Genomic DNA, 14,956 nt, shown 5'->3' on the forward strand with positions numbered 1-14,956 from the left:
AGAAAAACTGTTATCATTTTACATAAAGCGAACTTTCAGTAATAATATGTTTATTCTTGCGTAATAATGTCGGGCAGTGTTTTGGGGGGATAAAGTTGGAAAAGCTGCAGAAATACTTTATACGGGTACGAAAATTGCTCGATTTTACTTTTTTTCGCATCCTATTTTTTATTGTATTAGGAGCCATCCTTTTTGCCGCAATGTATAGTCAAGTAAAACCAGAAAAACTTGACTTGGGCTTGTTTTCCGTTGCTGAAAAAACGATTCGATCCCCTGGGACAGTGGAGGATAAAAAAAGTACCGAGAAAAAACGGAAAGAGGCACGCGACCAAGTCCAGCCTGTTTATACCTTAAAAAATGAATACACGCAAAACCGAGTGGATTTAATTACGTCTATTTTTTCCGCAGCAGCAGAGGTCAATGATGAAATAAAAGAAGAAATGAAGAAGCAGGAAGAGCCGGCTACTGTGGAAAAACCGGCAAATGAGGAGCCGAGTGTATCAGAAAAAGTGACAAGGCTTAAAGCAAAATTGACCTCCGGTGTTTCGAAGGATCTCCCAGGTCAAGTGTTCTCAAGCTTAGTCCAAGCTAGTAACGATGAGTTGTCGATCGCTAAGGATTTAACCGTAACAGCAATCAACAATGTGATGACGAAAAGAATCCCTGGGGATGAAGTAGAAAACGCCAAAAAGCGAGTCGAAGAAGAATTAAAATACGCATCATTAAATGAAAGTTTAAGAACCGCTGCGATTGCATTAGGCAGGTATGCAGTCATTCAAAATGAATTTTATGACCCCGCTGCCACAGAGGATTTGCGCCTGCAGGCGGCTGAAAACGTAGAGCATGTAAAGATTCTTCAGGGGCAAATCATTGTCGAAGAAGGAAAATTGATTAATCAGGATATTTATCATCAGTTAAAGCTAGTCGGTCTTCTTAACACTGAAAAATCATTTAAACCATTAATTGGCTTAGTTGTTTTAATTACCATAATCCTTTCGGCTGTCTTTTATTATTTTTATCAAATGAAATCTCTTCCCGAGAAACGGCAAATGTTTTTATTATTGTATGGGATTATTTTTCTCCTTTCCATTTTAATTATGAAACTGGTCAGTCTGCTGCAAATATTTAATTACGCGGGAATTGGCTATTTATTCCCTGCCGCGATGGGGGGCATGCTAATTAAGATATTAATTGATGAAAAGCTGGCGATCCTCACGGCGATTATTCTGGCGGTTTGCGGTAGTGTTCTTTTCAATGAAGGTGTGACGGGAACCCTAAATTTTTCAGAAGGTATTTATATCCTTTTTAGCGCTTTAGCGGGCATCCTGTTTTTAAGCGGGCAAAATCATCGCTCGAAAATATTGCAAGCAGGCTCGATTGCGTCATTAGTCAATCTTTTGGCGATAGTGGCGCTAATGTTTCTGCCGAACGGTCAGTTTTCAGGAATCGAATATGGGTATTATCTTCTTACAGCCTTGGTATCAGGAATTGGCTCGGCTGTGTTAACCATCGGCTTACTGCCTTTTTTAGAGGCTAGTTTTGGGATTCTCTCAACGATGAGATTGATTGAACTATCTAATCCCAATCACCCGCTGCTTAGAAAAATTTTAATGGAGGCACCCGGTACATATCATCATAGTGTAATGGTCGCTAATTTAGCAGAATCTGCATGTGAGGCAATTGGGGCAAACGGTCTGTTGGCAAGGGTTGGCAGCTATTATCATGATATTGGTAAAACAAAAAGGCCAAACTTTTTTATTGAAAATCAAATGCACCATGACAATCCGCATGATCGCTTACCGCCAGACAAGAGTTCTCATATCATCATTGCGCATGTAATAGACGGTTCATCCATCTTGAAGAAATACCATATGCCTAAAGAAATTATTGATATTGCCGAACAGCATCATGGGACAACTTTATTGAAATTTTTCTACCATAAGGCGCTCCAAAACGATGAAGAAACAAAGGAAAGCGATTTTCGCTACCAGGGACCAAAGGCGCAAACGAAAGAGTCTGCTGTGGTTGGCATTGCAGACAGCGTGGAGGCAGCAGTCCGATCTTTATCACAGCCCACGCCCGAATTAATTGAATCGCTTGTCAATAAAATTGTCGCTGACCGGCTCCAGGATGGTCAATTAAATGAATGTGATATCACGATCAAGGAAATTGAAACGGTAACCCATACGTTATGCGAAACATTAAAGGGGATTTTTCACTCACGGATTGAATATCCAGAAATGACGAAAAAGAAGGTGAAGCAAGCATGACATTACTGATTGATTGTATTGATGAAACCAATGAACTATCAGACGAACAAATGCTTGAAATTGAAAGAGTATTAAATTTTGCCGCAAATAAACAAAATGTTGAAATCAATAGCGAAGTTTCGGTCACATTTGTTTCTAATGAGAGAATTCAGGAGATTAACCGGGAATATCGCATGAAAGATGCCCCAACCGATGTTATTTCTTTTGCTATGGAAGAACTGGGTGAAGGTGAAATTGAAATAACCGGAAACCAGCTTCCTCGTGTCCTTGGGGATATTATTATCTCTGTTCCAAAAACAAAAGAACAGGCTGAGGAGTATGGGCATTCTTTTATTCGAGAGCTCGGATTTCTCGCGGTTCATGGTTTCCTGCATCTCTTAGGCTATGACCACATGAGCGAGGATGAAGAAAGAGAAATGTTCACTCTGCAAAAGGAAATATTAAACGAGTATGGACTCACAAGATAAACGTAATCCGATATCTTTCATTAGCTCTTTGTCATATGCCATTTCAGGGGTTAAGATAGCTCTTAGAGCAGAAAGAAATATGAGGATTCATTTCATTAGCTCTATCTTTGTTTTAATCGGTTCGTTTTATTTTTCGATTACGAAAATAGAGTGGTTATTTATCCTTTTCGCGATTAGCGGCATGTTTGCCTTAGAGCTGGTGAATACCGCGATCGAGCGTGTGGTTGACCTAATGACAGAAGAATATCATCCACTTGCAAAACAAGCGAAAGATTTGGCTGCCGGGGCAGTCTTAGTTTATGCTGTCCTCTCGGTAGCAATTGGGATGATCATTTTTTTTCCTTACATTCTAAATTTATTTTAGCAACGGTTTGAAAAGGGAAAGGGAATTCGGTAAAATTACATTTCAGCTTATAATTCTTGGATAGGTTGATTTGTGAGAAAATTCTAATTTTTTTATTACTTTTTTGTTGCAAGTAATGATTTTCTCTCATTTTTGATGTAAAATAAAGGAACAGCAGATTCTGCTGGAAGGGAAGAAGAATTGTGAACATCGAAGAATTAATTGAAGAAGCAAAAAAAGCAAGAGAAAAAGCCTATATTCCTTATTCAAAATTTGGAGTAGGGGCAGCATTGTTAACAACGGATGGAAAAGTATATCATGGCTGTAATATAGAAAATGCCGCTTATAGTATGTGCAACTGTGGAGAACGTTCCGCTCTATTTAGTGCCTATTCACATGGCGATCGGGATTTCGCGATGCTTGCTGTTGTAGCTGATACAGAACGGCCATGTTCACCATGTGGTGCTTGCCGGCAGGTAATCTCTGAACTTTGCCCTAAGGATATGAAGGTGGTTTTAACCAATTTAAAAGGGGATATTCAAGAAATTACCGTCGAAGAATTATTGCCTGGAGCATTTACTCCGGAGGATTTACATGCAGAATAATGGGAATGGAAACGGATACAAGTCTGGATTTATTTCGATTATTGGCCGGCCGAATGTCGGGAAATCAACCTTTCTTAATCGAGTGATTGGTCAGAAAATCGCCATTATGAGCGATAAACCACAAACGACTCGTAACAAAATCCAGGGTGTGCTAACAGTAAATAATGCACAAATGATTTTTATCGATACACCAGGTATCCACAAACCAAAACATAAATTAGGCGACTTTATGATGAAGGTTGCACAAAATACACTAAAAGAAGTTGACTTGATTTTATTTATGGTAAATGCTGAAGAAGGATTTGGACGTGGTGAAGAATTTATTCTTGAAAAATTCCAAACGGTCAACACACCAATATTCCTTGTAATTAATAAAATTGATCAAATCCATCCGGATGAATTATTGCCAATTATTCAGTCTTATAAAGACAAATACGCCTTTAAGGAAATTGTTCCCATTTCTGCGCTTGAAGGTAATAATGTGGTGCGGTTGTTAGACCAAATAAAGTCCTTCTTACCTGAAGGTCCACAATATTATCCAGCTGACCAGGTAACCGACCACCCTGAACGGTTTATCATTACTGAACTGATTCGGGAAAAGGCGCTGCACTTAACGAGGGAAGAAATTCCCCATTCTTTGGCTGTTGTTCTTGACAAAATGGAGCGGCGAAAAGGTAAGGATATCATTCACGTCATGGCAACTGTAATAGTGGAAAGAGATTCACAAAAAGGGATTATTATCGGAAAACAAGGAAGTATGCTGAAAGAGATCGGAAAGAGGGCCCGAGTAGATATTGAAAATCTCCTTGGTTCAAAGGTGTTTTTAGAGCTTTGGGTAAAAGTTCAAAAAGATTGGCGCAATAAGATGTCCCAGCTCCGTGATTACGGCTTCAACGAAGATGAATACTAATAATCACCCTAATAAAATATTATCTTATCTACAAATTATGCATGGACAACATTAACAATATTTTCGTCTTATGATTTTTGCGCTGGCAGGCTATGATAATTGTAAGGTTTGGGACCCGAATAAAGCTAGTCTAAATATTGAAAGGTGGGGTTTTCGTTGATGGATTTTACGTGGAAAGTATTCCTTCAGACAGGTAATATTGACACATATCTTCTCTTCAAAGAGCTTGAGAAGGAAAACCAAGAAATACCCGGAAATCTGAATGAAGAGCTAGCACAAATCGATTTTCCCGTTTCATAAGCAAGTCTTTCGCGCTCCTTAAGAAGGTGGCTTTTAATGCTTCAGAAGTGTGAAGGCATCGTGATTAGAACGACAGATTACAGTGAAACTAATAAGATTGTAACTATATATACAAGGGAATGGGGAAAGATTGGTGCGATGGCACGAGGAGCTAAAAAGCCAAACAGCCGCCTTTCCTCGATTACCCAGTTGTTTACACATGGGTATTTTCTCATTTCTAGAGGTTCCGGATTAGGAAGCTTACAGCAGGGAGAAATCATTACCTCATTTCGTTCGATCGGTGAGGATATCTTTTTAACTGCCTATGCAAGTTACATTGTTGAATTAACTGATAAGTGTACAGACGAGAAAAAACCAAACCCGTTTCATTTTGAATTGCTTTATCAAACATTAAATTTCATGAATGAAGGCTATGACCCGGATATTCTAATGAATATTTATGAGATGAAAATGTTAAATGTCATCGGTATGTATCCCATCTTAAATCAATGTTCCATCTGCGGCAGTACAGATGGACATTTTTCCTTTTCGATTCGGGAAGGTGGATTTATCTGCCACCGCTGTTTAGATAAGGATCCGTATCATTTTAAATTATCAACAGCAGCAGTTAAATTATTACGGCTATTTTATTATTTTGATCTTTCCAGGTTAGGTAATATTTCGGTTAAACAAGAAACAAAGGCTGAATTGAAAAAAGTGATTACTGCTTATTATGAAGAGTATTCCGGCTTACATCTCAAAACAAAAAAATTCCTTAATTCCATGGATCAATTTCGCAATCTTTTATAATTGCCTTGTTGACAATGTTTAGAGTATTGGTTAAAATTTTGGTTAATAAAATAATTGCAGTGACGGAAAAGAGTAGTTAGTCAACTCTATAAAAGCGAACCTAGGACAGTGTAAGCTAGGGTATAGGGCACTAACGAAGGCGTTCTTGAGCAATCAAGTGTTGTAATAACACAACTTAAAGAGGCTGCTATCATGGCAGCAAATAGGGTGGAACCGCGGGTAACTCTCGTCCCTATGCTTAATTAAGCATAGGGACGAGAGTTTTTTTGTTTTATATTTTTAAAAAAGGAGCGAAAAGCAATGAAAGTAACGATGGAGCAAATTGTATCACATGCCAAACACAGAGGATTTATTTTTCCGGGATCGGAAATTTACGGCGGCCTCGCCAATACTTGGGATTACGGTCCGTTAGGCGTTGAATTTAAAAACAATATAAAACAGGCATGGTGGAGGAAGTTTGTTCAGGAGTCTCCTTATAATGTCGGCTTGGACGCAAGTATCTTAATGAATCCGCGAACTTGGGAAGCGTCTGGACATATTGGTAACTTTAACGACCCAATGATGGATTGCAAGAATTGTAAAGCCCGTCATCGTGCCGATAAATTAATCGAAAATGCTCTTGATGAAAAAGGCATTGAAATGGTTGTTGACGGATTGCCGTTTGATAAAATGGAAGAGCTGGTTAAAGAGCATAATATCGCTTGCCCGGATTGTGGCAGCCATGATTTTACCGGAATTCGCCAGTTCAACTTAATGTTTAAAACCTTCCAAGGGGTAACAGAATCAAGCACGAATGAAATCTTTCTTCGCCCGGAAACAGCACAAGGTATTTTCGTTAACTTTAAAAATGTACAGCGGACGATGAGAAAGAAACTGCCATTTGGTATTGCTCAAATCGGAAAAAGCTTCCGAAATGAAATTACCCCTGGTAACTTTACCTTCCGGACAAGAGAATTTGAACAAATGGAGCTTGAATTTTTCTGTAAACCAGGTGAAGAGCTTAAATGGTTCGATTATTGGAAGCAATCTGCGAAAGAATGGCTGCTTTCATTAGGTCTTACTGAAGAAAATTTACGACTCCGCGACCACTCAGAGGATGAACTTTCTCACTACAGTAATGCGACAACTGACTTTGAATTTAAGTTCCCGTTTGGCTGGGGTGAACTATGGGGTGTTGCTTCGAGAACGGATTATGATTTGAAGCAGCATATGGAATACTCAAGCGAAGACTTCCACTATTTAGACCCTGAGACGAACGAAAAGTATGTGCCATATTGTATTGAACCATCACTGGGTGCAGACAGGGTAACGCTTGCATTCTTGATTGATGCATATGACGAAGAACAGCTTGAAGATGGTACGTCTAGAACGGTAATGCACTTCCACCCTGCCCTCGCACCATTTAAGGCGGCAGTACTTCCGTTATCAAAGAAGCTGTCTGAAGAGGCAAGAGAGGTTTTCGCAACATTAGCTAAATATTATTCAGTAGATTATGATGAAGCTGGTTCCATCGGAAAACGTTATCGCCGTCATGATGAAATCGGCACGCCATACTGTATTACGTATGACTTTGATTCCAAGGAAGACAATATGGTTACAGTTCGTGATCGTGATACAATGGAACAAAAACGACTCCCGATTACTGAACTAGTGAGCTTTTTACAGGAAAAAATGTCATTTTAAAAGAAACCCGCCCACCGGCGGGTTTTCTTTTAAAAAGAACCCTATTTGGTATATAATAATTCTATTATAGTATGACATATTACGTCTTCAGATTTATTTTTAAGGTGGTGAGAACAATCGAACTGACTAAACGCCAGGAGCATATTTTGGATATTGTAAAGGAAAATGGACCGATTACCGGTGAGCACATTGCTGACCAGCTAAGCTTGACCAGAGCAACATTAAGACCGGATCTAGCTATTTTAACAATGGCAGGTTTTCTAGATGCAAGACCTCGTGTCGGCTATTTTTATACTGGTAAATCCGGAGCTCAGCTGTTAACAGAGAACCTGCAGAAAATTTATGTCAAAGATTATCAATCCATTCCAGTTGTAGTGAATGAAAATGTTTCTGTTTATGATGCAATTTGTACCATGTTCCTCGAAGATGTAGGAACTTTGTTTGTAGTCGATAAAAAAACAATTTTAGTTGGTGTATTATCCAGAAAGGATCTCCTTCGGGCAAGTATAGGGAAACAAGAGCTTACCGCGATTCCAGTCAATATCATTATGACTAGGATGCCAAATATAACCATGTGTGAACGGGAAGATTTATTAATTGATGTCGCTAAAAAATTGATTGAAAAGCAAATTGATGCATTACCGGTAGTTAAGAAATCAGACAAAGGGTTCGAGGTAATTGGCAGAGTAACAAAAACAAACATCACAAAAGCATTTGTTTCGTTAGGCGACGAATAAACTAGGATTAGGAGTTGTTGAGGGAGAATGAGTATACCAATCATTTATGTTGTCTCTGATTCAGTTGGTGAAACAGCTGAATTAGTTACAAAAGCTGCCGTCAGTCAGTTTAATGGCGCCGGGATGGTGTTAAAAACGTTTCCATATGTAGAAGATAATGAACATATTGATGAGGTATTATCGCTAGCGTCTCTGGATAAAGGGATGATTGCCTATACCCTCGTTAAACCTTCCATGCGTACATATATGAAGGAAAGAGCGGAAAAGGAAGGGATATTGTCAGTGGATTTAATCGGTCCAATCATGGACCAGATCCAAGCGTTCAGTGGTAAGACTCCTTTATATGAACCGGGTCTTGTCAGGAAGCTTGATGAGGAGTATTTCAAGAAGGTAGAAGCAATCGAATTTGCAGTCAAATATGATGATGGACGTGATCCAAGAGGTATTTTAAAAGCAGACATTGTTTTGATTGGGGTCTCAAGAACATCGAAAACGCCATTATCACAGTATTTGGCTCATAAGCGCTTAAAAGTAGCGAATGTCCCGCTTGTTCCAGAGGTCGACCCGCCCGAAGAACTTTATAAAGTTCCAAGTGAAAAATGCTTTGGTCTCAAAATAAGCCCAGAAAAACTAAACAATATTAGACGAGAACGTTTAATATCGTTAGGTTTAAATGATCAGGCGAGTTATGCAAATATCGAGCGGATAAAAGAAGAACTGGCCTTTTTCGAAAAAGTAGTGAAAAAAATTAATTGTCCAGTTATTGATGTTACAAATAAAGCAGTTGAAGAAACAGCAAACATGATTCAAAATTATATTCGAAAAGGCAAACCATAACACATAATCATTTGATTATGTGTTTTTATTAGGCTGTGTTAAAGTACATTGTTGATTTTGATCACAATGTTGATTGGAGTGGAAGGCGCGAGACTCCTGCGGGAGTAGCGGGACAGGTGAGACCCCGCAGGCGCTTTAGCGCCGAGGAGGCTCACCGCCCGCCCCGCGGAAAGCGAAGCGCCTAGAACGGAAATCAACATTCTCTTTCAATACAGCATTTTTTAAAAATATGAGATATGGTAAGTAATAATTATGGCAAAATGATAATTTATATACTATAATAAAAAATTGTGATAAAAATGTATCTTTTTAGGTTTAGAGTTGGATGTGAACGAATAAACTATTTATTGTTAGATGTCAAGGCAGGGACCCCATAAAACTCCCAAAATAATTCGACATTAATCCTTTTATAAAAGTTCACGTCTCAAGAAGGAATATGCGGATTGATGTAGAATTAATACTTAAGTAAAAAAGCATTCCGACATTTTTTGTCGAAGGTGCTGCTCAATTTTCCATTGAAGTACTTTTTGCTGCTTCCTGTTCACATGTGAAAGACAAGAATACATATGCTGCCTGGAAGTATGTTGATTCAGGAAAGTTTCCGCAGACCGATTCATCATGAACAATTAGGGTAAAGGAGATATTACAATATACAGGGAGGACTAGAGCCAGATTCCGGACAAAATTAATAAAAATTTTGTCGAAATTTGCAGGAATTTAATAAGTTTCTGCCGAATACCTGTAGTATAAATGGAGATGTTTTCATGGCAGACCGTATTGCCGAAGAAAAAATAGATAGAATTCGTCAAACTGTTGATATTGTCGAGATAATTAGTGACTATGTCCAGCTGAAAAAACAGGGGCGAAATTACTTCGGATTATGTCCATTCCATGGAGAAAGCACCCCATCTTTTTCAGTATCACCCGACAAACAAATTTTCCACTGCTTTGGCTGCGGAGCTGGGGGGAATGTTTTTTCTTTTTTAATGGAGCTAGAAGGAATCTCGTTTCAAGAAGCAGCCATTAAACTGGCATCAAAGGTTAATATTGACCTTGAAATTAATTTATCAGCAGCGCATGGTGAGAAAAAAGTTTCCAAAGAATTTCAAGCAATGCATGATGCTCATGAACTGTTACAGAAATTCTATCATCACTTACTGGTAAATACAAAAGAAGGCCAGCATGCTTTGGAGTATTTGCTAGAAAGAGGTTTTACACGCGAGTCCATCGATAAGTTTCAAATTGGCTATTCATTAAATTCATGGGATTTTGTGTATAAATTCCTCTCTAAAAGGGACTTTTCACCCGAATGGCTGGAAAAGGCCGGCTTAATTATCAGGCGTGAAAGGGACGGGAATTATTTTGATCGCTTCAGGGATCGTATTATGTTTCCGATCCATGACCGAAACGGCAAAACGATTGCTTTCTCAGGGAGATCACTTGGGCATGATGAGCCAAAATATTTAAATAGTCCCGAAACAGCAATCTTTAATAAAAGCAAAATTCTTTATAATTATCATTTGGCTAGACCAAGTATAAAAAAAATGCAGCATGCTGTTTTATTTGAGGGATTTGCTGATTGCATTGCTGCGGATCGCTCTGGGGTGGAGAATGGTATTGCCACAATGGGGACATCCTTGACAGATGAACATATAGCCCTATTACGTCAAAGCGTTCAATCCGTAACCATTTGCTATGATTCTGATAAAGCGGGAATTGAAGCTGCCTTCCGTGCCGGTAATCACTTAAATAATGCGGGTTTTCAAATCAAGGTTGCCATGATGGCTGATGGACTGGATCCTGATGAATATATTAAAAAAAAGGGCCCAGAAAAATTCCGCAATGAAGTGATTGGTGCAAGTTTAACTTGGATGGCCTTTAAATTTCTTTACTTTCGCAGAGGGAAAAATCTTCAAATTGAAGGAGATCGGCTTGCTTATATCGAAGTGATAATTAAGGAAATTAGCAAATTAGATAAAGCGGTTGAAAGAGATCATTACTTAAGGCAGCTTGCAGCAGAATTTTCGCTTTCGCTTGATGCTTTAAACCAGCAGCAAAAACAGATGTTCTTTGCTGAAAAGAGGGCTTCAGCAGGGAAAAAGGAACCTGTTAATAAACCAGTTTTAATTGCAAAACAGGTAAATAAACTAAAGCCTGCCCATATTACGGCAGAAAGACGTTTAATTGCTCATATGCTGAAAAACCGCGATGTTGCCTATAAGGTTCAGGATTTACTTGCGGGTCAGATGTTTAATAATGATGAACATCAGGCAATAATAACCTATCTGTTAGGATTTTATGAGGAACACGAAGAACCTGACTCTAGTGCATTTTTAACCTATATTCAAGATGGAAATCTTAGAAGAATGGTTGCGAACATTGAAATGATGTCGATTAATGACGAGTTAAGCAATCAAGAATTAACTGATTATATCAAACAGGTGTTGAATTATCCAAAGTTGTTAAAGATAAAAGAAAAAGAAGTGGAACTAAAGGAAGCAGAGCTGCAAGGTGAATTTAGCAGAGCTGCTGAAATTGGAAACGAAATCAACCAATTACGTAAATCGCTATAGATTATATTGGAATTGTCTTTGATTTTGGAAGGAGGGGCCCCATATGGCTGCTGAAAAATCAGCCCGTTCAAAAGAAGTTGAAAATGAATTAACTTTTGAACAAGTGAAAGATATGTTAACGGCACTGGGAAAGAAAACCGGCGTCCTTGCCTACGATGATATTGCTGAAAAAATGGCAAACTTTGAGTTGGAATCTGATCAAATGGATGAATTTTATGAGTTTTTAGGTGATCAGGGGATTGAATTAGTCGGGGAAAGTGACGATGAAGATCCAGATGATAAAAAGTTAGCAAAAGAAGATGACGAATTTGATTTAAATGATCTTAGTGTTCCTCCAGGAGTAAAGATAAACGATCCCGTTCGCATGTACCTGAAAGAAATTGGCCGGGTAGATTTGCTTTCTGCGGAAGATGAGATTAAGCTCGCTAACCGCATTGAAGAAGGCGACGAGGAAGCAAAACGCCGTCTTGCTGAAGCAAACCTGCGCCTTGTTGTAAGCATAGCAAAACGCTATGTTGGCAGGGGAATGCTATTTCTGGATCTAATTCAAGAAGGAAATATGGGTCTCATTAAAGCTGTTGAGAAATTTGATTATCGCAAAGGCTTTAAGTTTAGCACCTATGCAACATGGTGGATTCGTCAAGCAATTACCCGTGCAATTGCAGACCAAGCAAGGACCATTCGTATTCCTGTTCATATGGTTGAGACCATTAATAAATTGATTCGTGTTCAGCGTCAATTGCTTCAGGATCTTGGGCGTGAACCAACACCTGAAGAAATTGGTGAAGATATGGATTTAACACCTGATAAGGTAAGGGAAATCCTCAAAATTGCCCAAGAGCCAGTATCGCTTGAAACACCAATTGGTGAAGAAGATGATTCACACCTTGGAGATTTTATTGAAGATCAGGATGCAACATCACCTTCTGAACATGCTGCTTATGAATTATTAAAAGAGCAGCTTGAAGATGTCCTTGATACGTTAACGGACCGGGAAGAAAACGTTCTTCGCCTTCGTTTCGGGCTGGATGACGGCCGGACTCGCACCCTTGAAGAGGTAGGAAAAGTTTTCGGTGTAACCCGTGAGCGTATTCGCCAAATCGAAGCAAAGGCATTAAGGAAATTACGCCACCCAAGCCGGAGCAAACGACTGAAAGACTTTTTGGAATAGAATATAAAGATAAAATAGTTTACTCCATACAGGGGTGAACTATTTTTTTTTGCCGAAACCTCATTGGTAAAGATAAGCATTCGCTTTCTGTTATTTTACTGAATTGTCTTTCATTTTGCAAATAGACAGAGGGTAATTCATTTCATTTTTAACGTTTTTTATTTTTGCAAAAAAAGATTCAATGGCATTCATTTTTTGCAAGGTATAATAGTCTTCATTCAATTCTTCCTTTTCCCATGAAAGATTAAGTTATTTTTAATATATTCCCATAATATTATATTTTCTAAAATTTTTAAACCTTGAGAAATTAAGATAAATACTCGTATAATAATAAAGAAAGCGTATACAAAGTGCTCTAGGGGGATGGAAATGAATTTTGATTTAACTTCTGAACAAGAAATGATTAAACGAATGATCCGCCAGTTTGCAGATGAAGAAGTTGCGCCTAGTGCCATAGACCGGGATCGAAGTAAGAAATTTCCTTTGGAGATATTTCAGAAATTGGCTGAGATGGGGATTATGGGGCTTCCTTTTCCTGAGGAATACGGCGGAGGCGGTGCGGATACGGTCAGCTTTGCTATCGTAGTAGAGGAATTAAGCAGAGCTTGCGGTTCGACAGGCATTACCTACTCTGCACATATTTCCTTAGGCGGGGCGCCGCTCTATTTGTTTGGGACAGAGGAACAAAAGCAAAAATATTTAACGCCGATTTGTACGGGAGAATCTTTTGGCGCATTTGGTTTGACTGAACCGAACGCCGGTTCAGATGCTGGCGGAACAAGAACATCTGCCAAAGAGGAAAATGATGAATTTGTCATTAATGGTAATAAGTGTTTTATTACCAATGCCAGCTTTGCAAATCATTTAGCGATCACGGCTGTAACGGGCGAGAAAGATGGGAAGAAGGAAATTACAGCGATCATCGTCCCTACTAATACAGCTGGTTTTACAGTCATCGATAATTATGAAAAAATGGGCTTAAATGCATCGAATACAACGGAGCTTGTGTTAGAAGATGTAAGAGTTCCTGTGGAAAACCTTTTAGGGGAGCGTGGAGAGGGCTTTAGGCAGTTTTTAATTACGCTTGATGGCGGACGGATAGGAATTGGGGCAATGGCAGTAGGGATTGCTCAGGGCGCGTATGAAAAGGCCCTTGCCTATGCGAAGGAACGGAAACAGTTTGGTAAATCGATTTCTTCCTTTCAAGCGATTCAATTTAAACTTGCTGATATGGCAATGAAAATTGAATTAGCACGAAATATGGTGTATAAGGCGGCATGGTTAAAAGACCATGGAAGACCGTTTTCCAAGGAAGCTGCCATGTGTAAACTCTATGCTTCAGAAATATGCATGGAAGTGACGGACCAAGCCGTCCAAATTCATGGTGGTTACGGCTATATGAAGGAATATCACGTCGAGAGAATGATGCGTGATGCAAAGCTTCTGGAAATTGGTGAGGGAACATCTGAAGTTCAACGAATGGTTATTTCACGATTAATTGGTTGTTAATTAGAAAAGTGGAAGGACACTAGCCGCTAGGGCGCTGGAGCTGGACAATAGAAAAGTGGAAGCGCCCTGTTCAGCGGAGAATGGCCTGAAGCTGGATAATTCTCAAAGACCAAATGTTATATTTGAACTAAATAGGGGAAGATAACAAGAGGCTGAAAAGATAATTTTATGTTATACAGCCTCTTTTTTGTTTTTTACAAAGATTATAGTGATAAAATAAGTTTAGGGCTTTTACTTCTGTTCTTTTTCAAGTAAAATAGTAGTTGTTTGTAAACGATTTTTTATTTAACAGATTTACGTACATATGGGAGGTATTATCATGAAGAAAAATCCAGCTATTCCTTACATTCTTATCTTGGTTTTTGGAATTGTACTTGTATTTATCTTGTCATTCAAAGGCCTTGGTGATATGAAAGAGATTGCAAAGGATAATAAAGGGGCTGGCGGCGCTAAAACGGAAGAAACAGCTTCAGCCAAGCCTGAAGACATTTATAAAAATGCTGGTTGTATTGGCTGCCATGGCGATCAGTATCAAGGGGGCATGGGTCCTTCGTTAAAAGGTATTGGTGATAAGATATCAAAAGATGAAATCAAGGGGTTTTTAACGAATGGTAGTCCAAAAGGTATGCCGGCTGGCTTAGTAAAACCAGAACAAATGGATGCCATGGTGGAATGGGTATCGAAAATTAAGTAATGTTTTATAAAAAAAGTCCTTTGCATCTGTAAAGGACTTTTTTATACTTAAACGATTACATAAAGAAG

14 protein-coding genes and 1 other annotated feature are annotated in these 14,956 nt (G+C 38.9%); all 14 genes read left to right on the forward strand.

Annotated elements, in window-relative coordinates; translation table 11 throughout:
• Positions 1–95: 95 nt before the first annotated feature.
• Positions 96–2,270, forward strand: coding sequence for an HD family phosphohydrolase (locus tag AA980_RS13675; protein WP_024030122.1), 2,175 nt, complete (start codon positions 96–98; stop codon positions 2,268–2,270).
• Complete coding sequence (gene ybeY, locus AA980_RS13680) at positions 2,267–2,737, forward strand: rRNA maturation RNase YbeY (protein WP_024030123.1); 471 nt, start codon at positions 2,267–2,269, stop codon at positions 2,735–2,737. The genes AA980_RS13675 and ybeY overlap by 4 nt, the downstream gene beginning before the upstream one ends.
• Positions 2,721–3,101, forward strand: a complete 381-nt coding sequence (locus tag AA980_RS13685) for a diacylglycerol kinase family protein (RefSeq protein WP_024030124.1) — start codon at positions 2,721–2,723, stop codon at positions 3,099–3,101. Before ybeY ends, AA980_RS13685 begins: the two co-directional genes overlap by 17 nt.
• Positions 3,102–3,283: 182 nt before the next feature.
• The gene (locus AA980_RS13690; RefSeq protein ID WP_024030125.1) at positions 3,284–3,685 is read left to right on the forward strand and encodes a cytidine deaminase; all 402 of its coding nucleotides are present in this window, start codon (positions 3,284–3,286) and stop codon (positions 3,683–3,685) included.
• Positions 3,675–4,595, forward strand: coding sequence for a GTPase Era (era, locus tag AA980_RS13695; RefSeq protein WP_024030126.1), 921 nt, complete (start codon positions 3,675–3,677; stop codon positions 4,593–4,595). Before AA980_RS13690 ends, era begins: the two co-directional genes overlap by 11 nt.
• 156 nt (positions 4,596–4,751) lie before the next feature.
• Positions 4,752–4,895, forward strand: a complete 144-nt coding sequence (locus AA980_RS26410) for a YqzL family protein (RefSeq protein ID WP_024030127.1) — start codon at positions 4,752–4,754, stop codon at positions 4,893–4,895.
• A 36-nt stretch (positions 4,896–4,931) separates the two neighbouring features.
• Positions 4,932–5,684: a DNA repair protein RecO gene (recO, locus tag AA980_RS13700; RefSeq protein ID WP_024030128.1), complete on the forward strand. Its 753-nt coding sequence runs from the start codon at positions 4,932–4,934 to the stop codon at positions 5,682–5,684.
• Between the two features lie 50 nt (positions 5,685–5,734).
• Positions 5,735–5,921: a binding site (T-box leader), on the forward strand.
• Positions 5,922–5,984: 63 nt separating this feature from the next.
• On the forward strand, positions 5,985–7,367 hold the full coding sequence (locus tag AA980_RS13705) for a glycine--tRNA ligase (RefSeq protein ID WP_024030129.1): 1,383 nt from the start codon (positions 5,985–5,987) through the stop codon (positions 7,365–7,367).
• A 71-nt stretch (positions 7,368–7,438) separates the two neighbouring features.
• The gene (locus AA980_RS13710; RefSeq protein WP_328586714.1) at positions 7,439–8,104 is read left to right on the forward strand and encodes a helix-turn-helix transcriptional regulator; all 666 of its coding nucleotides are present in this window, start codon (positions 7,439–7,441) and stop codon (positions 8,102–8,104) included.
• 27 nt (positions 8,105–8,131) lie between these two features.
• On the forward strand, positions 8,132–8,941 hold the full coding sequence (locus tag AA980_RS13715) for a pyruvate, water dikinase regulatory protein (protein WP_024030131.1): 810 nt from the start codon (positions 8,132–8,134) through the stop codon (positions 8,939–8,941).
• A gap of 764 nt (positions 8,942–9,705) precedes the next feature.
• On the forward strand, positions 9,706–11,514 hold the full coding sequence (dnaG, locus tag AA980_RS13720) for a DNA primase (protein ID WP_024031174.1): 1,809 nt from the start codon (positions 9,706–9,708) through the stop codon (positions 11,512–11,514).
• Between the two features lie 43 nt (positions 11,515–11,557).
• The gene (gene rpoD, locus AA980_RS13725; protein WP_024031173.1) at positions 11,558–12,685 is read left to right on the forward strand and encodes an RNA polymerase sigma factor RpoD; all 1,128 of its coding nucleotides are present in this window, start codon (positions 11,558–11,560) and stop codon (positions 12,683–12,685) included.
• Between the two features lie 369 nt (positions 12,686–13,054).
• Entirely contained in the window at positions 13,055–14,194 is a 1,140-nt protein-coding gene (locus AA980_RS13730; protein ID WP_024031172.1) for an acyl-CoA dehydrogenase, read from the forward strand.
• A gap of 319 nt (positions 14,195–14,513) precedes the next feature.
• The gene (cccA, locus tag AA980_RS13735) at positions 14,514–14,888 is read left to right on the forward strand and encodes a cytochrome c550 (protein WP_024031171.1); all 375 of its coding nucleotides are present in this window, start codon (positions 14,514–14,516) and stop codon (positions 14,886–14,888) included.
• Positions 14,889–14,956 lie beyond the last annotated feature (68 nt).

Origin of the sequence: Neobacillus vireti, assembly GCF_001026695.1 — a bacterium.
GTDB lineage: Bacteria > Bacillota > Bacilli > Bacillales > Cytobacillaceae > Neobacillus > Neobacillus vireti.

Excerpts from the sequence above, each read along its gene's own strand:
- ybeY (WP_024030123.1), top strand. The coding sequence starts at position 2,267 with ATGACATTACTGATTGATTGTATTGATGAAACCAATGAACTATCAGAC.
- AA980_RS13685 (WP_024030124.1), top strand. The coding sequence starts at position 2,721 with ATGGACTCACAAGATAAACGTAATCCGATATCTTTCATTAGCTCTTTG.
- era (WP_024030126.1), top strand. The coding sequence starts at position 3,675 with ATGCAGAATAATGGGAATGGAAACGGATACAAGTCTGGATTTATTTCG.
- recO (WP_024030128.1), top strand. The coding sequence starts at position 4,932 with ATGCTTCAGAAGTGTGAAGGCATCGTGATTAGAACGACAGATTACAGT.
- AA980_RS13705 (WP_024030129.1), top strand. The coding sequence starts at position 5,985 with ATGAAAGTAACGATGGAGCAAATTGTATCACATGCCAAACACAGAGGA.
- AA980_RS13710 (WP_328586714.1), top strand. The coding sequence starts at position 7,439 with ATGACATATTACGTCTTCAGATTTATTTTTAAGGTGGTGAGAACAATC.
- AA980_RS13715 (WP_024030131.1), top strand. The coding sequence starts at position 8,132 with ATGAGTATACCAATCATTTATGTTGTCTCTGATTCAGTTGGTGAAACA.
- dnaG (WP_024031174.1), top strand. The coding sequence starts at position 9,706 with ATGGCAGACCGTATTGCCGAAGAAAAAATAGATAGAATTCGTCAAACT.
- rpoD (WP_024031173.1), top strand. The coding sequence starts at position 11,558 with ATGGCTGCTGAAAAATCAGCCCGTTCAAAAGAAGTTGAAAATGAATTA.
- AA980_RS13730 (WP_024031172.1), top strand. The coding sequence starts at position 13,055 with ATGAATTTTGATTTAACTTCTGAACAAGAAATGATTAAACGAATGATC.
- cccA (WP_024031171.1), top strand. The coding sequence starts at position 14,514 with ATGAAGAAAAATCCAGCTATTCCTTACATTCTTATCTTGGTTTTTGGA.